Annotated in this window: 23 protein-coding genes; 10 read left to right on the top strand and 13 right to left on the bottom strand. The window is 69.6% G+C overall.

Annotation, left to right across the window (positions count from 1 at the left end; genetic code table 11):
• Positions 1–60 precede the first annotated feature (60 nt).
• From BM144_RS07820 to BM144_RS07810, 3 genes are all read right to left on the bottom strand, one after another.
• The gene (locus BM144_RS07820; protein ID WP_092950840.1) at positions 61–1080 is read right to left on the bottom strand and encodes a Bug family tripartite tricarboxylate transporter substrate binding protein; all 1020 of its coding nucleotides are present in this window, start codon (positions 1078–1080) and stop codon (positions 61–63) included.
• 30 nt (positions 1081–1110) lie between these two features.
• Positions 1111–2010 carry an amidohydrolase family protein gene (locus BM144_RS07815; RefSeq protein ID WP_092951130.1) on the bottom strand — a complete coding sequence of 300 codons (900 nt, stop codon included), beginning with the start codon at positions 2008–2010 and terminating at the stop codon, positions 1111–1113.
• Positions 2011–2076: 66 nt separating this feature from the next.
• On the bottom strand, positions 2077–3081 hold the full coding sequence (locus BM144_RS07810; protein WP_092951128.1) for a tripartite tricarboxylate transporter substrate binding protein: 1005 nt from the start codon (positions 3079–3081) through the stop codon (positions 2077–2079).
• A gap of 117 nt (positions 3082–3198) precedes the next feature.
• Here BM144_RS07810 and BM144_RS07805 point away from each other — a divergent pair, with 117 nt between their 5' ends.
• From BM144_RS07805 to BM144_RS07790, 4 genes are all read left to right on the top strand, one after another.
• Positions 3199–4047, top strand: a complete 849-nt coding sequence (locus tag BM144_RS07805) for an IclR family transcriptional regulator (protein ID WP_245783579.1) — start codon at positions 3199–3201, stop codon at positions 4045–4047.
• A 50-nt stretch (positions 4048–4097) separates the two neighbouring features.
• Positions 4098–4670: a peroxidase-related enzyme gene (locus BM144_RS07800; protein ID WP_092950836.1), complete on the top strand. Its 573-nt coding sequence runs from the start codon at positions 4098–4100 to the stop codon at positions 4668–4670.
• A gap of 105 nt (positions 4671–4775) precedes the next feature.
• Positions 4776–6866 (top strand): multicopper oxidase family protein, encoded by a 2091-nt coding sequence (locus tag BM144_RS07795; protein ID WP_092950834.1) that lies wholly within the window; start codon positions 4776–4778, stop codon positions 6864–6866.
• A gap of 249 nt (positions 6867–7115) precedes the next feature.
• Complete coding sequence (locus tag BM144_RS07790) at positions 7116–7856, top strand: DJ-1/PfpI family protein (protein WP_092950832.1); 741 nt, start codon at positions 7116–7118, stop codon at positions 7854–7856.
• A 33-nt stretch (positions 7857–7889) separates the two neighbouring features.
• Here the strand turns inward: BM144_RS07790 and BM144_RS07785 are convergent, their stop codons facing one another.
• A complete protein-coding gene (locus tag BM144_RS07785) occupies positions 7890–8903 on the bottom strand; it encodes a LacI family DNA-binding transcriptional regulator (RefSeq protein ID WP_092950830.1) in 1014 nt (337 codons plus the stop codon).
• Positions 8904–9216: 313 nt separating this feature from the next.
• Here BM144_RS07785 and BM144_RS07780 point away from each other — a divergent pair, with 313 nt between their 5' ends.
• The 4 genes from BM144_RS07780 (at position 9217) to garD (ending at position 14462) form a co-directional block, all read left to right on the top strand.
• Positions 9217–10176 carry a Bug family tripartite tricarboxylate transporter substrate binding protein gene (locus BM144_RS07780; protein ID WP_092950828.1) on the top strand — a complete coding sequence of 320 codons (960 nt, stop codon included), beginning with the start codon at positions 9217–9219 and terminating at the stop codon, positions 10174–10176.
• A 64-nt stretch (positions 10177–10240) separates the two neighbouring features.
• Positions 10241–11422: an L-talarate/galactarate dehydratase gene (locus tag BM144_RS07775; RefSeq protein WP_092950826.1), complete on the top strand. Its 1182-nt coding sequence runs from the start codon at positions 10241–10243 to the stop codon at positions 11420–11422.
• 57 nt (positions 11423–11479) lie between these two features.
• Positions 11480–12856, top strand: a complete 1377-nt coding sequence (locus BM144_RS07770) for an MFS transporter (protein WP_092950824.1) — start codon at positions 11480–11482, stop codon at positions 12854–12856.
• Between the two features lie 34 nt (positions 12857–12890).
• On the top strand, positions 12891–14462 hold the full coding sequence (gene garD, locus BM144_RS07765; RefSeq protein ID WP_092950822.1) for a galactarate dehydratase: 1572 nt from the start codon (positions 12891–12893) through the stop codon (positions 14460–14462).
• Positions 14463–14486: 24 nt separating this feature from the next.
• On the opposite strand, the gene BM144_RS07760 is transcribed toward garD, so the two are convergent.
• Positions 14487–15143 (bottom strand): TetR/AcrR family transcriptional regulator, encoded by a 657-nt coding sequence (locus BM144_RS07760; RefSeq protein WP_245783578.1) that lies wholly within the window; start codon positions 15141–15143, stop codon positions 14487–14489.
• A 131-nt stretch (positions 15144–15274) separates the two neighbouring features.
• On the opposite strand from BM144_RS07760, the gene BM144_RS07755 reads away from it, so the two are divergent.
• The gene (locus tag BM144_RS07755) at positions 15275–16201 is read left to right on the top strand and encodes a metal-dependent hydrolase (RefSeq protein ID WP_092950818.1); all 927 of its coding nucleotides are present in this window, start codon (positions 15275–15277) and stop codon (positions 16199–16201) included.
• A gap of 266 nt (positions 16202–16467) precedes the next feature.
• On the opposite strand, the gene BM144_RS07750 is transcribed toward BM144_RS07755, so the two are convergent.
• The 4 genes from BM144_RS07750 to BM144_RS07735 all read right to left on the bottom strand — a co-directional run bounded on the left by BM144_RS07750 (position 16468) and on the right by BM144_RS07735 (position 20718).
• Positions 16468–17118, bottom strand: a complete 651-nt coding sequence (locus BM144_RS07750) for an ankyrin repeat domain-containing protein (RefSeq protein WP_092950816.1) — start codon at positions 17116–17118, stop codon at positions 16468–16470.
• 131 nt (positions 17119–17249) lie between these two features.
• A complete protein-coding gene (gene katB, locus BM144_RS07745) occupies positions 17250–18725 on the bottom strand; it encodes a catalase KatB (protein WP_092951126.1) in 1476 nt (491 codons plus the stop codon).
• Positions 18726–19015: 290 nt separating this feature from the next.
• Positions 19016–19936 carry a DMT family transporter gene (locus BM144_RS07740; RefSeq protein WP_092950814.1) on the bottom strand — a complete coding sequence of 307 codons (921 nt, stop codon included), beginning with the start codon at positions 19934–19936 and terminating at the stop codon, positions 19016–19018.
• Positions 19936–20718: an SDR family oxidoreductase gene (locus tag BM144_RS07735; RefSeq protein WP_092950812.1), complete on the bottom strand. Its 783-nt coding sequence runs from the start codon at positions 20716–20718 to the stop codon at positions 19936–19938. Before BM144_RS07735 ends, BM144_RS07740 begins: the two co-directional genes overlap by 1 nt.
• A 152-nt stretch (positions 20719–20870) precedes the next feature.
• Here BM144_RS07735 and BM144_RS07730 point away from each other — a divergent pair, with 152 nt between their 5' ends.
• Positions 20871–22577 carry an electron transfer flavoprotein-ubiquinone oxidoreductase gene (locus BM144_RS07730; RefSeq protein ID WP_092950810.1) on the top strand — a complete coding sequence of 569 codons (1707 nt, stop codon included), beginning with the start codon at positions 20871–20873 and terminating at the stop codon, positions 22575–22577.
• A 54-nt stretch (positions 22578–22631) separates the two neighbouring features.
• Here the strand turns inward: BM144_RS07730 and BM144_RS07725 are convergent, their stop codons facing one another.
• From BM144_RS07725 to BM144_RS07710, 4 genes are all read right to left on the bottom strand, one after another.
• Positions 22632–23459 carry a metallophosphoesterase gene (locus tag BM144_RS07725; protein ID WP_092950808.1) on the bottom strand — a complete coding sequence of 276 codons (828 nt, stop codon included), beginning with the start codon at positions 23457–23459 and terminating at the stop codon, positions 22632–22634.
• A 189-nt stretch (positions 23460–23648) separates the two neighbouring features.
• Entirely contained in the window at positions 23649–24356 is a 708-nt protein-coding gene (locus BM144_RS07720) for a class I SAM-dependent methyltransferase (RefSeq protein ID WP_092950806.1), read from the bottom strand.
• A gap of 25 nt (positions 24357–24381) precedes the next feature.
• The gene (locus tag BM144_RS07715; protein ID WP_092950804.1) at positions 24382–25812 is read right to left on the bottom strand and encodes a hypothetical protein; all 1431 of its coding nucleotides are present in this window, start codon (positions 25810–25812) and stop codon (positions 24382–24384) included.
• Complete coding sequence (locus tag BM144_RS07710) at positions 25812–26636, bottom strand: sulfite exporter TauE/SafE family protein (RefSeq protein ID WP_092950802.1); 825 nt, start codon at positions 26634–26636, stop codon at positions 25812–25814. Before BM144_RS07710 ends, BM144_RS07715 begins: the two co-directional genes overlap by 1 nt.
• Positions 26637–26652 lie beyond the last annotated feature (16 nt).

Raw genomic sequence — 26652 nt, 5'->3', positions numbered from 1 at the left:
TTGCGTTGCGGTGAAAAAGCGGGATCTCTGGAATGCGGGAAAGAGAGGTGGGCGCGGCCTTCAATCGGCCTTGATGTTTCCGGCCTGGATGACCCGGGCCCACTTGGCGGAATCGGCCTTCTGCAGGTCGCCCAGTTGCCGGGGCGTGCCGCCCACCAGCGTGATGCCGAGCTTGTCGGCCAGCGCGGCCACGGCCGGGTCCTTCAGCGCCTGATTGATCTCCTGGTTCAGCCGCTTCACGACAGGCGCTGGCGTCCTGGCGGGCGCGAAGACCGCCTGCCACTGCTCGACCACGAAATCGGCCACGCCTGCCTCCCCCATCGTGGGCACCGCGGGCAGCGCATTCAATCGCTGCGCGGAGGTGACGGCCAGCGCGCGCAGCTTGCCGGACTGCACGTGCGGCAGCGCGGCGGCGGCGGGCGCGAACATGAACTGCACCTGCCCGGCCAACGTGTCCTGCAGCGCCGGGGTGTCGCCCTTGTAGGGGATGTGGATGAACCGCGCGCCGGTCTTCTGCTGCAGCAGCTCGCCCTGCATCTGCAGGATCGTGCCGCTGCCGCCCGAGGCGAAGGCCAGCTTGCCCGGATCGGCCTTGGCGGCCGCCAGCAGGTCGGCCACCGCCGTGAAGGGCTGGTGGGCGCCCACGACCAGGATGTGCGGGATCGTGCCGAGGATGGCCACCGGCTCGAAGCCCCCGATGGGGTCGTACGGCAGCTTACCCATGAGGTGCGGCGCGATCGCCTGCGGGCCGATGGACGTGCCCAGCAGCGTGGTGCCGTCCGGCGCGGCCTTGGCCACGAAGGCCGCACCGATGGTGCCCGTGGCACCGGCCTTGTTGTCCACGATCACCGTGGTGCCCAGCGCCGCGCCCACGCGCTGCGCGACGTTTCGGCCCAGCACGTCGGTGCTGCCGCCCGGCGGGTACGGCACCACCCAGGTGATGACCTTGCCGGCGGGCCAGTCGCCCTGGGCCATGGCCGGCGCGGCGAGCACCGTGCCCAGCAGCGCGGCGCCGGCAGCGGCGATCAGCCCGCGGCGGGAAAGCGAGGAAGCAGAAGGAGAAGCGGCAGGTGCAGCCATGGTCTTGTCTCGTCTCTCGATGAAGGGGGTTCAGGAAAGGGTCTCGAAGCCGTAGAGCGCGGCCGGGTTGTCCACCAGCACGCGCCGCAGCGTCGCGGCGCCGCCCGCGGCATCGGCCCAGTCGGCGAGGCGGTCCACCTGCCGCGCGTCGTCAGGAAGGGGTTGCGCGCCGGCCGTGGCCGTGGCGTGGGGCCAGTCGCTGCCCCACAGCACGCGCCCGGGTGCGCAGCGCAGGTAACTGGCGGCCAGTGCGTCGAGTGCCGGGTCTTCGGTGGAGTGGCGATCGCTCACGATGTAGCCACCGGACAGCTTGATCCACGCCTGCCCGCGCTCCAGCAGGCCGAGCAGCACGGCATGGGCCGGGTGGCGCCCCGCGAGCGCAGGCGGGATGCGGCCGAAATGGTCGAACACCAGCGGCACCGGCAGCGCGCGCAGCACGGCGGCCTGGGCGGCCAGCAGGTCCGGGGCCATCAGCAACTGCAGGTGCCAGCCGAGCGGCGCGATGCGTTCGGCCAGCGGGGCCAGCGACTGCGCCGTGCCCGAGACGCCGAGCGAGAGGTTCAGCCGCACGCCGCGCACCCCGGCCGCGTGCAGGCGCTGCAGTTCGGCATCGCCCTCGCTGCCGTCGATCACCGCCACGCCACGCGCCTCGGCGCCAAGCGCGGCCAGCCCTTCGAGCATGCACCGGTTGTCGGTGCCGTAGGTGGACGGCGTGACCAGCACCGTGCGCGCGGTGCCGATGCGCCGCTGCAGCGCGCGCAGATCCTGCGCCGAGGCATCGGGCGGCCGCAGCCGGGCGCCCTGCGCAGCCGGGAAGCGGCCGTCATAGACATGCACGTGGCAGTCGCAGGCCCCCGCCGGCAACGGCGTGCGCGGCGCGGCGGTGCCGGCCGAAAAGCGCACGGGCGTGGCGGAGCTGTCGCGTTGCAGGGCGGACGTCATCGGAAGGCAGCGAAGGAATGCCGGGGAATGGCGGGAAATGCCAGGGAATCGCCGTCAGTCCAGGCTGGCGCCGGAGTCCTTGACGATCTTGGCCCAGCGGGGCACTTCGGCCTTCAGCAGCGCGCTGAACTTCTCGGGCGTTCCGCCCAGCACGTCGCCTCCCTCCGAGCGCAGCTTCTCGGCCACGTCGGGCTGGGCCAGCGCCTGGTTGATGGCCTTGTTGAGCTGCTGCACGATGGGTGCCGGCGTGCCCGCAGGGGCCAGCACGCCGAACCACGAAGCCGCCTCGAAATCCTTGTAGCCGGACTCCGCCAGCGTGGGCGTCTGCGGCAGCTGGTCGGAACGCTTGAGCGAGGTGATCATGACCGCGCGCAGCTTGCCGTTGCGCACCTGGCCCAGCAGCGTCGGCACGGCCGACATGTAGAGATCGATCTGGCCGCCCACCAGGTCGGTCATCGCCTGCGATGCGCCCTTGTAGGGCACGTGGCGCAGCTTGATGCCGGCGGCGTTTTCTGCCAGCTCGCCCGCCAGGTGGGCCACCGTGCCGTTGCCGGAATAACCCAGCGTGATGCCGTCGGGCCTGGCCTTGGCGGCGGCCACCACGTCGGCGAAGGTCTTGTAGGGCGAGTTGGCGGGCGCGGCCATCACGATCGGCGCCGAGGACACCAGCGCCACGGGCACGAGGTCCTTCAGCGGGTCGTACGGAAGCTTGGCATAGAGCGACGGGTTGATCGCGAGGTTGCTCGTCTGGCCCATCACGAGGGTGTAGCCGTCGGGCGCCGACTTCGCAGCCGCGTCCACACCCAGGTTGCCGCCGGCGCCGGGGCGGTTGTCCACCACCACGTTCCAGCGGTTCTGGTCGGCCAGCTTCTGCGCCACGGTGCGCGCGATCATGTCGGTGCCGCCGCCCGGCGGGAAGGGCACGATGAGCCGGATCGGCTTGGCGGGCCATGCGGCCTGCGCGGCGGCGCCGGTGGCAAAGGTGGCTGCGGCCACGCAGCCGATCAGCAGCGCGCCGAGGCGCGGGAGGGCGGAACGCGGGTGCGTCAGAAAAGGCATGTCGTTGTCTCCGTCGTTGTGTTCTTGCTGCCGCGGCTGCCGCCCGGCTTGGAACGCACTGTAGAAAAACGTTTCGCTCCATACAATGCCGTTTCGCACAACGCAACGCATACCACCATGAGCAACCGTCGCCCTTCGCCCGCGAAGCCGTCCCCGCGCCCCTCCGGCCCTGCTGTGGGTGCGCCCGGCCGATCCGCCCCGCAACCGGCGGAGCCCCCCGACCCGCCGGCCGCGGGGCGGGATGGCGGCGTGGCCGCCGTCACGCGCGCCCTGCAGGTGCTTGCCGCCTTTGCACTGGGCGAATCGCACCTGTCGCTGGCCGAGTTGAGCCGCCGCTGCGCGCTGCACAAGACCACCGTGCTGCGGCTGGCGCGCACGCTGGCGCAGTCGGGCTACCTGGTGCAGCGGGAGGACGGCGACTGGCGGCTGGGGCCCGCTGCCGGCTGGCTGGGTGCGCGCTACCAGGCAGGCTTCGACGTGCAGAACGTGCTGGAGCCTGCCCTGCGCGCGCTCACCCAGGCCAGCGGCGAGAGCGCTGCGTTCTACGTGCGCGAAGGAGACGTCCGCACCTGCCTCGTGCGCGTGGAGGGCCCGCAGGCGCTGCGCCACCACGCGCGGATGGGCGAAGGGCTGCCGCTGGACAAGGGCTCCCCGGGCCGGGTGATCCTCGCGTTCTCGGGCGCGCCCGGCGCGGACTACGAGCAGATCCGCCAGCGCGGCTACCACTGGTCCATCGGCGAGCGCGAACAGGGCGTGGCCACCGTGTCCGCCCCCGTGTTCGGGCTGCACTGGCGGCTGCTTGGCTCGGTGTGCATCTCGGGGCCCGCCTCGCGGCTGCCGCCGGAAAAGCTCGAGTCCCTGGCGCAGACCGTGGTCTCGGCAGCCACCCAGCTATCGTATGCCCTCGCGGGCAGCGCTGCCGCACCGGCCCCGCTGGCCACGCGCGCGAGCCACTGGCATCCGTGATACCGTTTTTCCGGCACCGCACATTCCAACGACGACAGGAGACGACGCCCGTGAGCCGCTACCCCCTCCCCGAAATCCACACGCTGCCCGAAGACATCCAGGCCCGCATCCTCGAAGTGCAGGAAAAGGCCGGCTTCGTGCCCAACGTCTTCGTCGCGTTCGCGCGCCGCCCCGCCGAATGGCGCGCCTTCTTCGCCTACCACGACGCGCTCATGCTCAAAGAGGAAGGCTCGCTCACCAAGGGCGAGCGCGAGATGATCGTGACCGCCACTAGCGCGGCCAACCAGTGCCTCTACTGCGTGGTGGCGCACGGCGCGATCCTGCGCATCTACGAAAAGAAGCCCTTCGTGGCCGACCAGGTGGCCGTGAACCACCGCAAGGCCGACATCAGCCCGCGCCAGCGCGCCATGCTGGACTTCGCGATGAAGGTCTGCCAGCGCTCGCACGAGATCGACGACGCCGACTTCACCGCACTGCACGCGCACGGCTTCGACGACGAGGACATCTGGGACATCGCGGCCATCACGGCGTTCTTCGGGCTCTCCAACCGCATGGCGAGTTTCGCGGGCATGCAACCCAACCCCGAGTTCTACCTGATGGGCCGGGTGCCGCGCGAACGCTGACGGGCACCGTTGACCGGATGGGCGCGGCTCATCCATACTCTCGCCGCGCGACAGGGCCCCCAGAAGGCCCGGCGCAAGACACCGCTTACATTGAGGGAGGAATCCATGCAACCCGTGCTCCGCAGCACCTGGGCGGCGCTGCCGTCGCTCGCCGTCGCCATCGCCGCAGTCTTTGCCGGCACCACCGCACCGCCCGCGCGCGCCCAGGCGGACAACGCCAGAGAAGTCGACAACCCCCCGCTACTGGAACTCCGGCGCAAGGCCCCGCCGCCCGTGCTGCTGCAGGAGGCGGCCGGCGGCCCCGGCACCCAGACGCTGCGCCTCAGGCAGTTCTCCAACGTCCTGGGCCCGGCGTCGCTGTCGCCTTCGCACGAGGCATCGCTTGACCTGAACGTGGTCTACACCGACGGCACGCTCTGGAACCCGGCCACGCAGCGCAACGACAAGGTCCGGCTGCGCAGCTACCAGGGCTCGCGCGTGAACCCCAAGACGCCGTTCGTCTCTCCCATGCTGGAAGTGCGGCCCGGGGACACCATCCGCATGCGGCTCAACAACCAGCTGCCCCCCGACCCCGGCTGCATCCAGGCGCCCGCAGGCGTCAACACGCCGCACTGCTTCAACGGCACCAACCTGCACACCCATGGGCTGTGGGTGAACCCGGCCGGCAACGGCGACAACGTGCTCATCTCCATCAACCCGGGCGTGAGCTTCGAGTACGAGTACAATATCCCGTCCGACCACCCCTCGGGCACCTACTGGTACCACACCCACCGGCACGGATCGACGGCACTGCAGGTGGCCAGCGGCATGGCGGGCGCGCTCGTCATCCGCGGCAACCGCCCTCCCACCCCCGACAAGAACGGCGACCTGGACACGCTGCTGCGCTCCACGGCGCGGCAATCGTTCCAGGAGCGGGTGCTGGTTTTCCAGCAGATCCAGTACGCCTGCCGCGACAAGAACAACAACATCAAGCTCAACCCGGACGGCACCTACCGGTGCGACCCGGGCGACGTGGGCGGCATCGAGCACTACGCGGCGGTCAGCCCGAACGACGTGGACCAGTTCGGTCCGCGCACCTGGGAAAAGTCCGGGCGCTACACCAGCATCAACGGCGAGGTGCTGCCCGTGTTCCGCAACGCGCGGGCCGGCCAGATCGAGCGGTGGCGCGCGATCCACGGCGGCGTGCGCGACACCATCAACCTGCAGTTCCGCAAGATGCGCACCGGCGCGCCCACCGCCGAGGGCCTCAAACCCGAGGACCAGGACGCCTACATCGCGCAGAACTGCACGGGCGCCCCGCTGCCCCAGCATCTGGTCGCCGCGGACGGCCTGACGACCGCGACGGCCATGCCGTCGAAGCAGACCGTCTACCAGCCCGGCTACCGCTGGGACACGCTCATGGTCTTCCCGGAGGCGGGCGACTACTGCGTGATCAATGCCGCGGCGCCGGCGTCCGCCAACGTGGGCCAGCGCGCCCCGTCGCGCCAGTTGCTCGCCACGGTCAAGGGCGTCGCGCCCGGAGGCCCCGTGCCGCAGGACATCTCCGCCTACCTCGCCCAGGAACTGGCGGCCGCGGCGGCCACCAACATGCCTGCGGACGTGCGGTCGCAGGTGGCTGCCGACCTGCGCAATGGCCTCAAGCTCACCCGCTTCGTGCCGCACCCCACCGTCGAGGACAGCGAGGTCACGGGCACCCAGGTGCTGGCCTTCAACATCGACCTGAGCCAGCAGCCGATCCAGTTCCAGGTGAACGGCCGGCCTTTCGAGCCCGGCCGCATCGACCGCGTGCTGACCCTGGGCGGCGTGGACGAGTGGACTCTGCAATCGGACTTCGTGAGCCATCCGTTCCACATCCACGTCAATCCGTTCCAGGTGGTACGCATCCTGGATCCGAACGGCAAGGATGTTTCATTGCCCGGGGCCACCGACATCGATCCCTCGGACAACACGGCCGACCCGCAGTACCCCGGGCTCAAGGGCGTCTGGAAGGACACGCTCTGGGTGAAGAACAGCAAGAACGACAAGAATCTGGACGGCAAGTACACGCTCATCGTGCGCACGCGCTACCAGCGCTATATCGGTGACTACGTGCTGCACTGCCACATCCTCGACCACGAGGACCAGGGAATGATGCAGCTCGTGCGCGTGGCCCTGCCCGACGGCGCAGGCGGCGCCAGCAAGGGCCACCACCACTGAAGCCGCGCGGGCGGATCCAGAGCGACAGAAAAGAAGCGAACCGATTCTGTCGCGGGCCCCGGCCACCTGCCGCGCGGGCCGAGTTCGGCACCGAGCGGATGCCGTTCCGCCGCCCCTGACGCGCAGGCCCCGCCCGCAACCCGATTCCTGCCCAGCCGCTGCACGGACCGGACCAGCCCCCGCCCGGGAGCCTCCGTGCAGGCATCCCCTTCCACTGCGCCCAGCGCACCTCCACAAGGCATTTTCTCCATGGCCACCGACACGCTCTTCCCGCGCACGCAACGCATCGGCATCCTGGTGTTTCCGGACTTCGAACCGCTCGATGTGTGGGGCTTCATCGAAGCGTTCTCCATCGCCCGCTTCATCGGTACGCCCTACGCACAGCCACCCGGGCCCTGCCCCTTCGAGATCGTGCTGATCTCCAACGACTGCAGGCCGGAGGGCCATGGCCCGAAGGCAGGCCTCGGCCCCGGGCCCGTGCGGAGCTTCAACGGCCCGCGCGTGGCACCCGACCTGTTCCGCGGCGACGCGCTGGAGCAACCGTTGGACCTGCTGATGGTGCCCGGCGGCCAGGGCGTGAAACTGCTGCTGGAGGACGAGGCCAGCCTGCCCGCCCTGCTCGACTGGCTGCGCGCGATGGACGGCCACGTACCGCTGCTCAGCTCGGTCTGCACCGGTGCGGCGCTGCTGGCAAAGGCCGGCCTGCTGGACGGCCAGCCGGCCGCCACCAACCACCAGGCTTTCGGGTGGGTCTCCGGCTTCGGGCCCAGGGTGCTCTGGGACAACACCTCGCGCTGGGTGGACGCGGGCCGCCACGTTACCTCGGCGGGCGTGTCCGCAGGCACCGACATGGCCTGGCACCTGGTGGCCCGGCTCGCGGGCCGCGCGGTGGCCGAGGCCGCGGCCCTCGCCGCCGAATATGACTGGCACCGCGATCCCGCCCAGCCCATCTTCTATCCGCAGCAGGCGGCCGTTCCCTCGGCAGGCTGACCCGGCGCGACGACGGCACAGCGGGCCGGCGGTTCAGTCCGCCGCGCCGGTGGAACCTCGCTCGATCAACTGGAAGCCCAGGTCCAGGATATTGCGCTCGGGCGGCAGGCCCTGGCGCCGGTCCATGATCATGCGGGCCGCCAGCCGGCCGATCTCGGGGCCGTCGACGTGCACGGTGGTGATCGATGGCTCCACGTGGGCGCTGAACTCCGCATTGCCGAAGCCGAACACCGCCAGGTCGCCGGGCACGCGCAGGCCGCGCGCCCTGGCCTCCACCAGCACGCCGTGCGCCAGCGTGTCGGAGCTGCAGGCCACGGCCTGCAGCCCGGGCTGCTTGTCCAGCAGTTCCGCCAGCGCGCTGCGGCCCAGCGCCAGGCTGCTCGGCGCGGGCACCACCGCCGTGGGAATCTCGCGCCCCATGGCGGCCACGAAGCCTTCGCGCCGCAGCAGGGCCCGGTGGTCGCTGCCGGTGGCGATGCCGATGCGCTGCCACCCCTTCGCCAAAAAATAGCCCGCCACGGCGCTGCCCACCTTGAGATGGGAAAAGCCGATCACCGTATCGACGGGGCGGTCACTCAGGTCCCATGTCTCGATCACGGGAATGCCCGAGCGGCGCAGCCGCTCGCGCGCCCTCTCGGATTGCACGAGGCCCATCATCACGATGCCGTCGGGCTGGCGGCTGATCATGGTGTTCAGCACCGCCTCTTCGCGCGCGGCGTCGTAGGCCGTCTGGCCGAGGATCAACTGGTAGCCGCCGGCCGCCAGTTCGGTGGTGAGCGTCTGCACCGTGGGCAGGAACTGGGATACCGACAGCGCCGGCACGATGCCCGCCACCATGAGGCTGCGCTTGGACTTCAGGCCGCCCGCCAGCAGGTTGGGGATGTAGCCCGTCGCCTCGACCGCGGCCTGTACGCGGGCCTTGGTCCGTTCCGACACGATACCGGGGTTGCTCAGCGCGCGCGACGCGGTGATCGGCGACACGCCCGCGGCGCGCGCGACATCGTGCAGCGTGGCCGCCTTGAAGGAGGGGGAAGAGGGAACGGTCATGGAATGCAGTGTTCGCGGTCAGGGGGCACCGTGCCGGGGAAGCCGCGCCGCCCTGCCGCCCCATGCACCGCCACCGGGCGACGGTAGCAGAACCCACAGGCAGCGCTCTCCGGCCCGATCCCGGCCTGGGGTAATCCCTGATGCAACAGGCATTGCCACAGAGAATGACAACGATATCATTTCACGCACACGGAGCAGCGGGCTCTTTGGTGCTTGCTTTCTGCGGTGCTACCGCGTTACGACTCCCCTTCTTCGGGGTGCTTCGCCCAAAAATGACAACGTTATCAATCGAGACAACGACACGGAGACAACCATGAAGAAGATCCTGACTGCGCTTTCGTTCGGCCTCGCCACCTTGGCGGCCTGCGCACAGAACTGGCCCGAGAAAACCGTCACCCTCGTGGTGCCCTTCCCCCCCGGAGGCTCGACCGACCAGGTGGCCCGCGCCGTCGGGCCGCGCCTGACGGAGAAGTTCAAGCAGTCGTTCCTGGTAGACAACCGGCCCGGCGCCACCGGCACGATCGGCGCCACCTTCGCCCAGCGCGCCGCGCCCGATGGCGCGACGTTTCTCGTCACCTCGCTCGGCCCGCTGGTGATCGTGCCGCACCTGCTCAAGAACCTGCCCTACGACCCGCTCAAGGATTTCGACCTCATCACCGTGGCCGTGCAGTCGCCCAACGTGCTGGTGGTGCCGGCGAATTCCCCCCACAAGAGCGTGGCCGACATCATTGCCCACCAGAAGGCCCATCCCGGCACGATGAGCTTCGCCTCGGCCGGCAACGGCTCCAGCGACCACCTGACGGCCGAGCTGTTCTGGCAGCAGACGGGCACGCGCGGCGTGCACATTCCGTACAAGGGCGGCGCGCCCGCGCACACGGACCTGATCGGCGGGCAGGTCGATGCGTCGTTCCAGAACATCAACGCGGTGATGCAGTACATCAAGGGCGGAAAGATGCGGGCGCTGGCCGTCACCAGCCCGCGCCGCTCGCCCGTGCTGCCCGACGTGCCCACGCTGGCCGAGGTGGGCGTGAAGAACGTCGAGGTCGCCTCCTGGCAGGCCATCGTCGCGCCCAAGGGCCTGCCGGCCGCCGTGCGCGAGAAAGCCCATGCCGCATTCACCGAAGCGCTGAACGACCCCAAGGTGCGCGAGCCCTTCGTGTCGATCGGTTTCGAGATCGTCGCCAACACGCCCGAGCAATTCGCCGCCTTCCAGCGCGAGGAGTACGCCCGCTGGAAGAAGGTGATCGAGACCGGAAAGATCACGATCGACTGACCGCCTCCCGTGGAGGGCGCCCCGCGCCCTCCGTCCTTTTCCTCCCCCGATCCAGTCCCCTTCCATGACGCCCTCGTCCTCCGCCACCACCACCTCCACCTCCACCTCCACCTCCACCTCCAGCGACAGCATCGCCTGGATCCGCCTCTCGTCCTGCTACCTGCCGCTGGCCAACCCCATCAGCGACGCCAAGGTGCTCACCGGCCGCCAGAAGCCCATGACCGAGATCGCCATGCTGTTCGCGGAGATCGAGTCGATGGACGGGCACCGCGGTCTGGGCTTCAGCTATTCCAAGCGCGCGGGCGGCCCCGGCCAGTACGCCCATGCGAGCGAGGTCGCGCCCGCGCTGCTCGGCGAAGACCCCAGCGACATCTCGCGCCTGTGGACCAAGCTCTGCTGGGCCGGCGCCTCGGTGGGGCGCAGCGGCATGGCCGTGCAGGCCCTCGGCGCGTTCGATGTCGCGCTCTACGACCTCAAGGCGCGCCGCGCGGGCCTGTCGCTGTCCAAGCTGCTGGGTTCGCAGCGCGACTCGGTGCGCTGCTACAACACCTCGGGCGGCTTCCTGCACACGCCGCTGGACCAGCTGCTGCGCAACGCCGGCGCCTCGATCGAGCGCGGCATCGGCGGCATCAAGCTCAAGGTGGGCCAGCCCGACGGCACGATCGACGTGCAGCGCGTGGAAGCGGTGCGCAAACACCTGGGCGATGCCGCGCCGATCATGGTCGATGCCAACCAGCAGTGGGACCGCCCCACCGCCCAGCGCATGTGCCGGATCTTCGAGCAGTACAACCTCGTATGGATCGAGGAGCCGCTCGATGCCTACGACTTCGAGGGCCACGCCGCGCTCGCCACGCAGTTCGACACCCCCATCGCCACGGGCGAGATGCTGACCAGCGCGGCCGAGCACGGCGAGCTGATCCGCCACCGCGCCGCCGACTACCTCATGCCGGACGCGCCGCGCGTGGGCGGCATCACGCCGTTCCTGAAGATCGCCGCGCAGGCCGAGCAGGCCGGCATCAGCCTGGGCCCGCACTTCGCCATGGAACTGCACGTGCATTTGGGCGCCGTGTATGCCACCGAACCCTGGGTGGAGCACTTCGACTGGCTGGAGCCCCTCTTCAACGAACGCCTGGAGATCCAGGGCGGCCGCATGCTCGTGCCCACCCGGCCCGGCCTGAGCCTGAGCCTGAGCGATCAGGCGCGCGCCTGGACGCGCGAATCGGTCGAGTTCGGGCAGCGTGCCTGACGCGCCCGCCCACCCGCACGCCAGAGCCCCCGCCTCCTGATTTCCGCCCTGCACGCCATGTCTTCAGCCCTCACCGCCACCGCCTCCGGACCCGACACGGCGGCCGTCCCCGGCACCTCCCGCACCCACGTGCGCTACTGGGTGCTGGCGATGGTCTTCATCGTCACCACCTTCAACTACGCGGACCGCGCCACGCTGTCGATCACCGGCCCCACCATGGGCCGCGAGTTCGGGTTCGACACCATTCAGATGGGCTACATCTTCTCGGCGTTCAGCTGGGCCTACGTGCTCGCGCAGGTGCCCGGCGGCTGGCTGCTGGACCGCTTCGGCGCGCGCAAGGTGTATGCGGCCAGCATCTTCTTCTGGTCGGCGTTCACGCTGCTGCAGGCCACGGTCGGCATCCTGACCACCGCCGCCACGGCCATGGTGGCGTTGTTCGCCATGCGCTTTTGCGTGGGCATCGCCGAGGCACCCGCCTTCCCGGCCAACGCCAAGGTGGTGGCGAGCTGGTTCCCCACGCAGGAGCGGGGCACCGCATCGGCCATCTTCAACGCGGCCCAGTACTTCGCGGCGGTCGTCTTCACGCCGCTGATGGCCGCCATGACGCACTGGTTCGGATGGCACTGGGTGTACGTGTCGATGGGCGCCGTGGGCGTGCTGCTGGCGGGCGCCTGGTGGGGCACGGTGCGCAGCCCCGCGCGGCACCCGGCGGTCAACCGCGCCGAGCTGGACCACATCGCGGCCGGCGGCGGCCTGATCCACGAGGGCGAGGAGCCCGCGCGCGCGGCGGGCGCAGCGCCTCGCGGCCGCACGGCCTCGCACATCCGCCAACTGCTCACCCACCGCATGCTCGTGGGCATCTACCTGGGGCAGTTCTCGATCAACGTGCTCACGTATTTCTTCCTCACCTGGTTCCCGGTGTACCTGGTGCAGGAGAGGCACATGTCCATCCTCAAGGCGGGCTTCATGGTCTCGCTGCCGGCGATCTGCGGTTTTGCCGGCGGCGTGCTGGGCGGCCTGTTCTCCGACTGGCTGCTGCGGCGCGGCGTCTCGCTCACCGCGGCCCGCAAGACCCCCATCGTGATCGGCATGCTGATGTCGGTCAGCATGATCCTGTGCAACTACGTGAACGCCGACTGGATGGTCGTCGCCATCATGGCGCTGGCCTTCTTCGGCAAGGGCTTCGGCGCCTTCGGCTGGGCCGTGATGGCCGACGTGGCGCCCAAGGAAGTCATGGGCCTGGCCGGCAGCATCTTCAACACTTTCGGCGCCATTGCCGGTATCGTCACCCCCATCGTCATCGGCTACATCCTGGCGGCGACGCATTCCTTCGGCGGCGCGCTGGTCTTCGTGGGCCTGAACGCCCTCGTGACCGTGTTCGCCTACCTCGTCATCGTCCAGGACATCCGGCGCATCGAACTGAAGCCGGACTGACGCGATAACCCGCCCACAAAAAAAGCGCCCCACCATGAACCCGCCCCTCTCCCGCCCCCCGCTCTACATCCGGATCCACGCGGCCGACAACGTGGCCATCGTCGCCAACGACGGCGGCCTGCCGGCCGGCACCACCTTCGCGGACGGCCTGCGCCTGGTCGATACCGTGCCCCAGGGCCACAAGGTCGCGCTGGCCGACCTGGCCGAGGGCGACGCCATCCGCCGCTACGACGTGGTGATCGGCTATGCGCTCAAGGCCCTGCCGCGCGGCAGCTGGGTGCACGAGAAGGTGATGCGCATGCCCACCGCGCCCGAACTGGACGGCCTGCCGATCGCCACCGTGCGCCCGCCCCCGGCGGCGCCGCTCACGGGCTACACCTTCGAGGGCTACCGCAATGCCGACGGCTCCGTGGGCACCCGCAACATCCTGGCGATCACCGAGACCGTGCAGTGCGTGGCCGGCGTAACCGAGTTCGCGGTGCAGCGCATCAAGGCCGAGCTGCTGCCCAAATACCCCCACGTGGACGACGTGGTGGCCCTGGCCCACACCTACGGCTGCGGCGTCGCCATCGATGCGCCGGCCGCCGTCATCCCCATCCGCACGCTGCGCAACATCAGCCTGAACCCCAATTTCGGCGGCGAGGTGATGGTCGTCAGCCTGGGCTGCGAGAAGCTGCAGCCCGAGCGCCTGCTGCCGCCGGGCAGCATCCCGCTGGTGGACGAGCGCACGCTGCAGGAGGCGCCGCTCGACGTGGTCTGTCTGCAGGACGAGGCGCACGTGGGCTTCATGTCGATGGTCGAGTCGGTCATGCGGCAGGCCGAGCAGCACCTGAAGCGCCTGAACCAGCGCCGCCGCGAGACCGTGCCCGCCAGCGAACTCGTGGTGGGCGTGCAGTGCGGCGGCAGCGATGCCTTCAGCGGCGTCACCGCCAACCCGGCCGTGGGCTTTTGCACCGACCTGCTGGTGCGCGCGGGCGCCACCGTCATGTTCTCGGAAGTGACCGAAGTGCGCGACGGCATCGACCAGCTCACCTCCCGCGCGGCCACGCCCGAGGTGGCCGAGGCGATGATCCGCGAGATGGCCTGGTACGACGCCTACCTGAACCAGGGCCGCGTGGACCGCAGCGCCAACACCACGCCGGGCAACAAGAAAGGCGGGCTCTCCAACATCGTGGAGAAAGCCATGGGCTCGATCGTCAAGAGCGGCAGCGCGCCGATCACCGGCGTGCTCTCGCCCGGCGACAAGCTCACGGGCAAGGGCCTGATCTATGCGGCCACGCCCGCGAGCGACTTCATCTGCGGCACGCTGCAACTGGCCGCGGGCATGAACCTGCACGTGTTCACCACCGGCCGGGGCACGCCCTACGGCCTGGCGGAAGTGCCCGTGATCAAGGTGGCCACGCGCAGCGACCTGGCACGGCGCTGGCACGACCTCATGGACGTGAACGCGGGCCGCATCGCCGACGGCGAGGCCACCATCGAGGACACCGGCTGGGAGCTGTTCCGCCTCATGCTGGACGTGGCCAGCGGCCGCAAGAAGACCTGGGCCGAGCAGTGGAAGCTCGCCAACGCCCTGGTGCTGTTCAACCCCGCGCCGGTGACCTGACACCGGCTCTTCGGCGATTGCGGCTCAATCGCCGGAGCGCAGCACGCCCCAGAGCATGCGCACCAGCTCGTCCTCGAAGGCCGGCTGCCCCAGCAGCGGCGAATTCTCCAGCGAGGCGCTGCGGATCGCGCCCATCACGGCGCGCGTGGCGACGAACATCATCGCGGGCGTGGGCGGGCGGATCGAGCCGTCGCCCGCCTCCACCAGCCGCGCGAGCGCCATCGCATTGCGCTCCGCGCCCTCGCGCAGCGCCGCCGTGAAGCGGTCGTGCTGGTCCACGCGCCAGCCCATCCGCACCAGGTTGCGGCGCACGCGCGACTGCCCGCCCGTGCCGAAGGCCGACACCAGCAGTTGCACCACCTCGGCCAGCACCTCGCGCACGGGCCGCTGCCGTGCCACGCCGTCGTCGAGCAGCACCTGCAGCTCCTGCTGCACGCGGTTGCGCTCGCGCTCTACCATCGCCAGCAGCACGGCCTCCTTGGACGGGAAGTACTGGTAGAGCGTGCCGATGGACACCCCCGCCACCTGGGCCACGCGGTTGGTGGTGAGGGCCGTCTCGCCTTCGTTGTCCACAATCTGAGCAGTGGCGCCGAAAATCGCCTCGATGGTCTGGCGGGCACGCTCCTGCATGGGCTGGCGCCGCATGCCGGCGGGGGTGGCAGAGGGTCTGGAGGGCTTCATGGCGGAGGGTTCGAAACCTGAGCCCGAGGCGAGTAGCGCCCCGCGGCCAAAACTGAATAATGCTCAGAAACCCGGCACCCCGCAACCGCGGCGCACCGCCGCCCGGCGCCACCGGCCTACTGGAGACCCCCATGCCCCTGCACGACGCCAACGGCCCTTTTCAGGCCAATGCACAGGCCAACGCACAGGCCCATGCGCAGGCCCACGCCACCCTCCCCGTGCGCAAGCTCGCCGTCGATCTGGCGGGCGGCTTCCCGCGCCGCTGGCACGGCGGCGACGCCTTCCGCACGCAGTTCTTCAATGCCCTCTCGATGAGCTTTCCCGTGGGCGAGCAGTTCTTCATCGATTCCGTGCGCGCCGCGCAGGAGCGGCTCGATCCCGAGCGGCCCGACCATGCGGCGCTGCGAACCCTCGTGCGCGGATTCATCGGCCAGGAGGCCACGCACCGGCACATCCACGGGCTCTACAACGCCGAACTGGAGCGGCAGGGGCTCGACAACCGCTGGCAGCACCGGGCACGCGCCCGCATCGCGCGGCTGCACCAGCGCACCGCCAACCCCCTGCACGCGCTGGCCATCACCTGCGCCTACGAGCACTTCACGGCGCTGCTGGCCGACGGCACCCTGCGCCATGCCCGCTGGCTGGAGGGCGCCCATGCCCAGATGCAGACCGTGTGGCGCTGGCACGCCGCCGAGGAAACCGAGCACCGCGCCGTGGCCTTCGACCTCTACCGCGCGCTGGACGGAAGCAACGCCTGGCGCGTGCGGTGGTACCTGTACGTGGGCGCCGTGTTCATGGTGGATGCCCTGCGGCAGACCGCGACCAACCTGCGCAGCGACGGCAGCCTGTGGCGCCCCGGCACCTGGCTGAGCGCACTGCGCTTCTTCTGGGGCCGCGATGGCGTGGCCCGGCTCAGCCTGCCCGCGGTGCTGCGCTACCTGCGCCGGGATTTCCACCCGGACCAGGAGCATGCCGCGCCGGCCGCCGCCGCACTGGCCGGCGCCTGGCTGGCCGCGAACGCCGACCGCCTGCGCGTGGTGGGCGGCAACGCACCGTGAATCGCCGGGCCGCCATCAAGACACTATTATTTTGATAGCAAACTATTCAATAAAACCGGCGGCATGCTGCCAAAAAGCATCCCAGCGGACATCCCCACACATGCGGACGGCCTGCCGGGTGCCGTGAGCGCTGCAGCCCGATGGCACGGGCCGGCGGCAAGCCATAGTGCTTCCGCAGTGCCCCAGTTGCTATCAAATCAATAGCGAACTATTCAATGGAATCGGCGGCATCCTGCCCATAACGCTTCTACCGGGTGCCCGATGCCTCAGCGGACGGGCGTGGGAGCGAACTCCCCGCGCTGCAGCTGCGTGACGCCATTGCCGCGCGCGTCCCGCGCGTTCAGGTCGGCACCCCGTGCGGCCAGGGCCTGCAGCAGTTCGGTGCGCTGGAACAGCGCGGCGTACATGGCCGCGGTCTGCCCGGCGTTGTTGCGCTGGTCGGGTGCGCAGTCGGCCTGCACCAGGCGCCGGGCGATCGCCAGCTCGCCCTTGAAGATGGCGCCCATCAGTGCGGTGTTGCCGCGCCGGTCCTGCGCGCAGGGGTCGGCCCCGGCAGCGAGCAACTGGTCCACCACCGCGCGCTGGCCGTGGTAGGCGGCCAGGATCAACGCGGTGTAGCCCTGTGCGTCGCGCACGTTCAGGTCGTAGCGCGCCGCGATGAATTCCGCCACCATTTCGCTGCGCCCCTGCCGCGCGGCATCGAAGAGGTACTGGCGCAGCTGCGCCTGCAGGCGGGACCCGTCCGCGGGCCCCGGCGCGGATGCGGACGCCTGCGGAGCAGCATAGGAAGAGGCGGTATCTGCGGGAGCGGATGCACCACGCACCGGGGCCGCAGGGGGCGCCGCGCCCACGCTGCCCGCCGCCAGCGCGGCGGCCAGGCCCAGGGAAGTCAGGGAACTGAGGAAAGTGCTGCGCATGGGATGGGTTCTCCAGGAACCGCGCCGACAGATGGCCCGTCGCGCGCGCCGGCATCGGGAGCCCGCAGGCCCACAGGGACAGGAAAGCGCGGTGCCCCGGCCCTGCCGCGGCACCGCGCCGTGGCGCGAACTCAGTCCTTGAGCGCGGCCGCGAGCTGCTTCACGCGCTCGATGTCGCCCTTGGCCACGCGGGCCACGCCCGTGCCGTAGGCCGGGTCCGCCTTGTAGAGGAACGACAGGATGATGTGCTTGCTCTCGGCGTCGGCGCCCGCGAGCGACTCGCCGAAGCTCTGGATCAGGTCCTGCTGCTCCTTCTTGCCGTAGCTGCGGTACAGGTCACCGGCCTGCTTGAAGTTCTGCTCGCGCGCGATCTTCGCCTGCTGGGTCGTGCCCGTGAGCGGCAGCTGGCTGTAGCGCGCCGTGGCGTCCTGCGGGCGCGGCTCCAGGCGGCTGGGCTCATAGTTCACGCCGCTGGTCGTCTGGCCGAAGTTCAGCGAGCCGTCCTGGTTACCGTTGTTCACGGCCACGCGAGGGCGGTTCACGGGCAGGCTCAGCACGTTGGTGCCCACGCGGTAGAGCTGCGTGTCGGCGTACGAGAAGACACGGCCCTGCAGCAGGCGGTCTTCGGAGGGCTCGATGCCGGGCACGAGATTGGCCGGGGCCATCGCCACCTGCTCGGTCTCCTGGAAGAAGTTGTCCACGTTCTTGTTGAGCACCATCTGGCCGATCTTGCGCTCCGGCACGTCGGGCCAGATCTTGGTGGCGTCCAGCGGATCGAACTCGAACTTGGCCAGGTCCTCGGGCTTGAGCACCTGGATGTACAGGTCCCACTTCGGGAAGTCGCCCCTCTTGATGGCGCCGACGAGGTCGTTGGTCATGTGGCTGTAGTCCTTGCCCTGGACCTGCTCGACCTGCTTGGGATCGAGGTTCTTCAGGCCCTGCAGGCTCTTCCAGCGGAACTTGACGTAGTGGACCTGGTTCTGCGCGTTCACGAACTTGTACGCATGCACGCCATTGCCGTCCATGAAACGGTAGCCGGTGGGCGTGCCCTCGTTCGAGTACAGCAGCGTGAGCGTGCGCGTGGCCTCGGGCACGTGCGAGAAGAAGTCGAAGCGGCGGGAGTCGTCGTCGAGGTTGCTGCGCGGGTCGGGCTTGAACGCATGGACCATGTCGGGGAACTTGATCGCGTCGCGGATGAAGAAGGTGGGGAAGTTGTTGCCCACCAGGTCCCAGTTGCCCTCGCTCGTGTAGAACTTCGTGGCGAAGCCGCGCGGGTCGCGCAGCGTCTCGGGCGAATGGTTGCCGTGGACCACGGACGAGAAGCGCACGAACACCGGGGTGCGCTCGCCGGGCCGGAACAGCTTGGCCTTGGTCAGGGCCGAGATGTCTTCCGAGGCCGTGAACTCGCCTTTCACGCCCGTGCCGCGCGCATGCACGACGCGCTCGGGGATGCGCTCGCGGTCGAAGCGCTGCAGCTTCTGGATCAGTTGCACATCCTGCAGCAGGGCCGGGCCGCCGGGCCCTGCCGTCTGGGAGTTCTGGTTGTCGCCAACGGGCGCACCGTTGTCGCGGGTCAGCGCCGACTGGGCGAACGCCGCGGGCGCCATCGCGCCTTGCAGCACGATGGCTGCGGTGAAAAGGTTCTGGAATTTCATGGGACGGCTCCACTCCGGGGTTGAAAACGGAGCGAATCATCCGGGCGGCGGCAACTCGACAGCAAGAGGGCTGCGGCTATAGCGTCAATCAAATTTTCCGATGGGTGGAATTTGCAACCTTTCTTCCAATCGATCGCATGCCGCCGTATCCACTGAATACTCAGCTATCTTTTCAGGAGCAAAGAAATGGAACGGGCAGAAATTGGTTGCACGGCTGCGCAACTTATTACGCCTCGGTTCCGTCACCGGTGGGCGTTGATCGACGCCAGGATGCCGAGGGTGAACAGCACACACGCGCCCCACTGCAGCGGCGCCGGCCACACCCCTTCCAGCGCGAACGAATACACGATGGCGAACAGCGTTTCGCTCACGATGAGCTGGCCGCAGAGGCTGGCGGGCAACCGCTGGCTGGCGACGTTCCACAGAATGGTGGCCAGCCAGCTCGACCCGAAGCCGATGGCCACGCACACGCCGATGAAGGCCCCGATGCCCGGCCGCGCCGCGATCTCCGCGAGCGGGCTGCCCGCCACGAGCCACAGCAGCACGCCGCCCAGGCCCGTCGCCACGCCCAGCCAGTTGGCCCACTCGGTGGCCCGCACCTCCGGATGGCGCTGCAGCCAGCGCGCGTTGAAGATGGCGAATGCCGTCCAGAACACCAGCGCCACCCCCGCGATGCCGATGCCCCGCCAGAAGTGCGGCGAGCCCGCCGCGCCCTGCCCCGCACCATCGCCATGCGGTGCCCAGGCCATGAGCACGATGCCCGCCACGGTGAGCACCAGCCCCGGCGCCAGCGCCCCCCACCGCAGCCCGTGCGGCTTGCCGAGCACCATCACCCACACGGGGATGGTGCCGATGATGAGCGCCGGCAGCGGCGCGCCCGCATCGCGGATCGCGAGCACCAGCAGCAGGTAGTAGCCCGTGAAGCCCAGCACGCTCAGCCACAGCGCGGCGCCCGCCTGCCGCGCCGTGGGCAGGCGCTGCGGCACCCCCGCCCGGCTGCGCAGCGCGCCCCAGAGCAGCATCCCCACGGCCACCGCGCCATAGGCCACGAAGCGCCCGGCGGTGAGGTCCACCGAGGCGAATCCCGCCGCGATGCGCGGCGCCACGAACACCAGCCCCCAGAGCGCGCCCGCGGCGAGCCCTGCCAGGATGCCGGCGAGCATCAGATGGCGAAGCCGTCGTCGGCCGCGATCACCGCACCGTTCACGAAATGGCTCTGGTCGCTGGCGAGCATCACGATCAGCGCGTCCAGGTCGCGCGGCTGGCCCACGCGTTTGCGCGGCAGCATGTCCAGCAGCTTGCGGCCCTGCTCGGTCTGCCAGTGGTCGTGGTTGATCTCGGTGTCGATGTAGCCCGGGCAGAGCGCGTTCACGTTGATGCCGAAGCGGCCCCACTCGAGCGCCATGGCGCGGGTCATGTGCACCACGGCCGCCTTGGTCATGCTGTAGGCCCCGATCTGCGGCAGCACCTTGAGACCCGCGACCGAGGCGATGTTGATGATGCGCCCGCCCGTGAAGGTGCCCGGCGCCGCGCCGCGCGAACGCGCCAGCATGCGCTTGCCGACCTCCTGCGCCACGAAGAAGGCGCCGCGCACGTTGGTATCGAACATGTCGTCGAAATCCTCGGGCGTCACGTCCTGGAGGCGCTGCGTGGTGGAGATGCCCGAGTTGTTCACCAGGATGTCGATGGAGCCCATCTTGGTTTCCGCATGCGCCACCGCCGCGCGGATGGAATCGATGTCGGTCACGTCCAGCTCGACCACCAGCGCGTCGCCACCCTCGCCCTCGATGCGCGCCCGCAGCGCCTTGAGTTTCTCCAGGCGCCGGCTGGCGAGCACCACGCCCGCACCCGCCTGCGCGAGCGTGCGGGCGAACTGCTCGCCCAGGCCGCTGGAGGCGCCGGTCACCAGGGCCACCCGGCCCGACAAATCGATGCTGTATGCCATTGGAAGCTGTCTCCAGAGGGGAAAGAAAAAAGAACGATCGTTCGATTGTCGCGCGGCCGATGCATACAATGGGCCGCGCACACCGCCCGCACGGGCCCCCCACGGCCCGGCTGCGCTCTTTTCGATTATCAAACGCCGAGACGAGACAACCCATGACGAAAGAAGAAATCCTTGCCCAGTACGGCCCCCGAGAGGCCATGGAATACGACGTGGTCGTGGTCGGCGGCGGCCCGGGCGGCCTCTCCACCGCCATCCGGCTCAAGCAGATGGCGGCCGAGAACGGGCAGGACGTGTCGGTCGTGGTGCTGGAAAAAGGCTCCGAGCCCGGCGCGCACATCCTGTCGGGCGCCATCATGGACCCGCGCGCGCTGACCGAACTCTTCCCCGACTGGAAGGAACGCGGCGCTCCGCTGCACCAGCCCGTCACCGAAGACGCGATGATCTTCCTCGGCGAGAAATCCTCCTGGCGCACGCCCAACTTCGTGCTGCCCGGGTGCTTCCAGAACCATGGCAACTACATCGTCAGCCTCGGCAACGTGGTGCGCTGGCTGAGCGCGCAGGCCGAAGCGCTGGGCGTGGAGATCTTCCCGGGCTTTCCCGCGGCCGAAGTGCTCTACAACGAGGATGGCTCCGTCAAGGGCGTGGCCACCGGCAACATGGGCGTGGGCAAGGACGGCGAGCCCACGGGCGACTTCCAGCTCGGCATGGAGCTGCATGCCAAGTACACCGTCTTCGCGGAAGGCTCGCGCGGCCACCTGGGCAAGCAGCTCATCGCGCGCTTCAAGTTGGACGAAGGGCGCGACCCGCAGAGCTATGGCATCGGCATCAAGGAGCTGTGGGAGATCGACCCGAAGCGCCACCAGCCCGGCTTCGTGATGCACACGGCCGGCTGGCCCATGGACAGCGACACCTACGGCGGCTCGTTCCTCTACCACGCCGACGACAACAAGGTCACGCTCGGCTTCATCACGGGCCTGGACTACTCCAACCCCTACCTGAGCCCGTTCGAGGAATTCCAGCGCTGGAAAACCCACCCCAACATCCGCTACTACCTCGAAGGCGACGAAGCCAAGGGCATCAAGCCCGCCAAGCGCATCGGCTACGGCGCGCGCGCGATCACGGCCGGCGGCCTGCTCTCGCTGCCCAAGTTCGTGTTCCCGGGCGGCGCGCTGGTGGGCTGCGAGGCGGGCTTCCTGAACGTGAGCCGCATCAAGGGCAGCCATGCCGCCATCAAGACCGGCATGCTCGCCGCCGAGGCCGCCTACGACGCCATCCGCGCCGGCCGCCAGCACGACGAACTCACGGCCTACCCGCAGGCCTTCGAGAACAGCTGGCTGCATGCCGAGCTGAACAAGGCGCGCAACTTCAAGGCCTGGTTCAAGAAGGGCCTGGCCACGGCCACGCTCATGAACGGCATCGAACAGTTCGTGCTCAAGGGCAACATCCCCTGGACGCTGCACCGCGACAAGCCCGACCATGCCTACCTGAAGCCCGCCGCGGAGTGCGAGCCCATCGTCTACCCGAAGCCCGACGGCAAGCTCACCTTCGACCGGCTCTCCAGCGTGTTCATCAGCAACACCAACCACGCAGAGAACCAGCCCGCGCACCTGACGCTCAAGGACGCGAGCGTGCCGGTGAACATCAACCTCGCGAAGTACGCGGGCCCCGAGGCGCGCTACTGCCCCGCGGCGGTGTACGAGTTCGTGCCGGACGAGACCCAGGGCGGCAATGCGCAGCGGCTGCAGATCAACGCGCAGAACTGCGTGCACTGCAAGACCTGCGACATCAAGGACCCCACCCAGAACATCGTCTGGGTGACGCCCGAAGGCGGCGGCGGACCGAACTACTCGGGCATGTGACAGGCCCCACCGCATGCATGCATGCGGTGGGCGCACTGCACCGCCCCGCGCGGTTCAGACCGCAATCACCAGGGCATCATCGAACGCGCCGTTCTCCCGTCCTTCGGCTCCGCGCCGATACCCTCTCGGGTTGGAGACCACCCTGCATGGCCCCACCCGGTAGTCGAAGGACCGGTGGGTGTGTCCGTGGACCCACAGCGTGGCGCGATCGAAGCACGCGTCCGGAAGTTCGCTGACGAATGCCGGCGACACCGGGTCAGCCGCGAAGTCCTCGCTGAGCGAGCGGCGGTGCGGCGCGTGGTGGGTCACGACCACCGTGGCCCCCTGGAACGGCTCCTCCAGGCGCGACAGCAACCACTGCCGGTCCCGGCGGTGGCACTCCGCGGTATCCGCCGGCTCCAGCCCCCGGACCCCCGCGGCCTTCTCGCCCGTCGCCTCCCAGCGGATGCGCCGGTATTCGTTCAGGGAGGTGGCGGCCACGCGCATGGCGCGCACCGGGTCCGGATCCTGGATGGCGACCCGGCCACCCGTTCCGACCGCCTGCAGGCGAAGGCAGAAATCCGTCCACAGCGTGCAGCCCAGAAAGCGCACGCCCGGCATGCGCAACTCGCCGCCGTCGAGCAGGTGCACCGGCCCCGATGCCGCCGCTTCGCGCATGGCCTCGCGCTCGTGCTGGAGCACGGTGCCGTAATACTCGTGGTTTCCCGGCACGAAAACCACGGGGCGGCGGCTCTCGGCCGCCCAGCGGCATAGCCAGTCGACCGCCGCGCGCCCCGGCGAAACCACGTCACCGGCCACGATGGCGACGTCGTAATCGGCATGTGCAGGCCCATCGAACCCATCCCGGTCGATGTGCAGGTCGGAAAGCACCAGCAGCTTCATCGGGCCTGCGCCGCGTGACACCGTCCTCGGCCTGCCCCGCCGGGCCGATCAAAGCCGCTGCAGGCAGCGCCCCGCCACGGCCTGCGCTGACCGGGGCCGGTGCGGGTGCCTCCGCCAACGGCGCCGGCACCCGCGGCGCAACCATGCAGACACCGGAGACACCCAAGACAAGGAGCCATGTCCCCGCGGCTATGCCGCCAGGGGCCCGCCGGAGGCCCGGTGCCCCACGCCGTACTGGAACAGCGAGGGCGTTTCATGGACCTCCACCCGCAGGCCGGCTTTGGCGCATGCGGCGGCGATCTCCTCGCGCGTGTAGTAGTTCTTCACGATGGTGCTGGTCTTGCCATTCACCAGCTTGCGCTTCATGAGTTCGCCATCGATCCCGAGCACATGGGGGGCCGTGGCCTCCGGGCGCCGGCAGTTGTCCACGAAGAAGAAACTCCCCCCGGGACGGAGATGGCTCGCGACCGATGCCAGGAACGGTTCGAACAGGTCCCGCGGCACATGCGATATCCAGAAGCCGAAGGCGATGGCGTCGAATCGGCGGTCCACCTGCCACTGGAAGATGTCCGCCTGCACCAGCGTGACCCGGGGATCGCCCGCAGCGGCATTCAGCGACAGCATCTGCGCAGACCCATCCACGATGGTCAGGGTCCTGGCCGTGCGCAGCAGCTTCTGGCTCCAGATGCCGGTGCCCCCCGCAAACTCGAGCACATCGCCACCCAGGCCGGCCGCCTGCAGTGCCGCATCCACGATGGCGACCTCGGAATGCCAGCGCGCATTGGCCTCGGGGCCTTCGTCGAAGGCATTGCGGCGGTACCACCAGTCGTCGTACTCCGGTGCGCGGTCGTCGTAGTACTTCTGCTGCTCTTGCAGAACGGCGTTCAGTTGCGTCATGAGATTCTCCAAAGGGACTGACAAATCAATGGCCGCACCCGGGGCGCTGCACCGCCTGCCGCAGCGCGCGGAACCGCTGCTGCCCGCGGCGCACGGCGTCCACTACTTCGGCCACCGAGCACATGTCGAAGACTTTCGGGTACTCCAGCACCGCGGGCTCCATACCGAGATCCCACAGCAACTTGTTCATGCACAGGTACCCGATCGTGCGGATGTTGGCGTCTGCGAACAGATGGTGCCTGTCCAGGCTCTGGCAGCAGCGCACCAAAGCTGCGATCCGCATCGCCTCGGCATCCGGGGCGCTGCCTTCGATCGCGCCGAGTTGCCGGTAATAGGCGGCCAGGATTTCGTCAGCCTTGCGCTCGCAATCGAGCGAAGGCATGGCGTTCGCCTTCAACTGCAGGCCGCCTCCGCCCTCGCCTTCACCGACAGTGATCCAGCCCGTGCCGGCCTCCGGCGAGGCGAAGAACTCCGCCAGGCCTGCGGCGGAGCAATTGCGTCCATCCATCAAGGCAAAGGAAACCTCCTTCGAGCGGTACCCCGTCTGGAACCGGTCCTGCATGGGTTCCGGGGCCCTCCGGAAGGACTTGCCGATCGCGACGTCGTGGATTTCCATCAGGGTGGCGGCGGTCAGGGGTGCATCGCCCAGCGATGCGAGACGCCGCAGCGCCTGCAGGCAGCCGGCCATGTAGCCCAGTTCATTCTCGAAATGGTGGCGCCCGAGTTCGGAAGACCAGTCGCTCGCGTCCATGAACAGGTAGCAGGCCCACGCGTCGTGGTGCGCCAGCCGGTACGGCTCGGGCAAGGTGTCGCGCGTGCGGACCGTCTCCAGCGCGATGGCGATGGCGTTGCGGATCACCAGGCCCGCAGCCGTGCCGGGCAGCACGGCATCCACGTCGTCCCGAAGGCGCGCCAGCACGGCTTCTTGCGGCTGCGCCGGTGCCCGCAGCGCCAGAACCTCGAACAGCAGGCAACTCACTGCGTTGAGCAGGTCCGTGGCCTGCGGCCCGCTCCCCGGGCCGCGCACACTCAGTTCCCGGGGTGTGCAGTGCGCGAAGAGGCCATGCAGCGCGGCCAGCGCGTGCACGGGGTCGGGCGCAGGGATCCGCGGCATCGCCGGCAGGCCGCAATGCTGCCGTGCCCAGGCCAACTGCCCGCGGAAGCGGTCGATGGCCTCCCCGGCACCGCCCGCCGGCAGGCGGTGCAGGGGCTCGCGGTATGCAAGGACATCGGTCAGCGGGTCCACCGCCACCGTCCCCTCGAGGCCACTGCGCGCCACCGCATCGCAGAGGCGGTCGATGGAAGCACGGCGGCCGACCATCCCGGCGATGGCTGCGACCAGTTCAGGCCGGCCGTCCGGCCCTTCGACCAGCAGAAGGCCTTCGCCCGGCTCGCCGACGCACCGTGCACGGCCCGCTTCCATGCGCACGGGGGCCGGCAGCGTCGCCGCGGGCATCAGCCGAAGACCTTCCACACGGTGACCACCGAGGCCAAGAGCATCACGAAGCCGAACGCGCGCTTGAGCCGCTGGGTCGGCAGCCGGTGCGACACGGATACGCCCCAGGGCGCGAGGAATGCGGCAGGCGCGGCCACGGCGATGGCGGCACTCCAGCAGACGAGCCCCAGCAGCCCCGGCGTCGGGGCGATGGCCGGGGTCGGCCCCAATGCGAACGCACACGCGCCCACCAGCGCGATCGAGAGGCCGACCGCACTTCCCGCGGCGACGGCATGGCGCATGTCCACGGGATCGCGCTGCGCCAGCAGATAGGGAATCGTGAGGCTGGCGCCGCCGACGCCCGCCGTCGCGCTGAACATGCCGATCATCGCGCCGATGGCGCGCGGCGGGACACGCTGTGCCAGCCCCGGCGGGGCTTCCGCATCCCCGGCCACCCGGGGCGTTCCCGCGCCACGCAGCATGCGCACCCCGAAATACGCCGCATACACGCTGAAGACCGAAGCCACCCAGACGCCATGCACCAGCCCCGCCAGCACGGCCCCCAAGGCCGCGCCGGCCGCGGCAAAGGGAGCCAGGCGCCTCACCCACGAGATGGGCAGCGCCCCGCGCTGGTACTGGGCGTACACCGCGCTGGCCGTCGCCGGGACGGTGGCCGCCAGCGCGGTAGCCACGGCCACCTGCGGAAGGGTCGCCGTCTCCAGGGGGAACTGCATCGGCAGCAGGATGATGAATACGGGCACCATGAGGAAGCCGCCCCCCACGCCGAGCAGCCCGGACAGGAAGCCCGTCACCACTCCCGTGAACACCAACAAGGCATAGACCACGCCAGCTCTCCTCTCA

It is taken from the genome of Paracidovorax konjaci (assembly GCF_900112675.1).
Taxonomy (GTDB): Bacteria; Pseudomonadota; Gammaproteobacteria; order Burkholderiales; family Burkholderiaceae_C; genus Paracidovorax; species Paracidovorax konjaci.
This window is presented reverse-complemented; position numbering and strand designations above follow the sequence as displayed.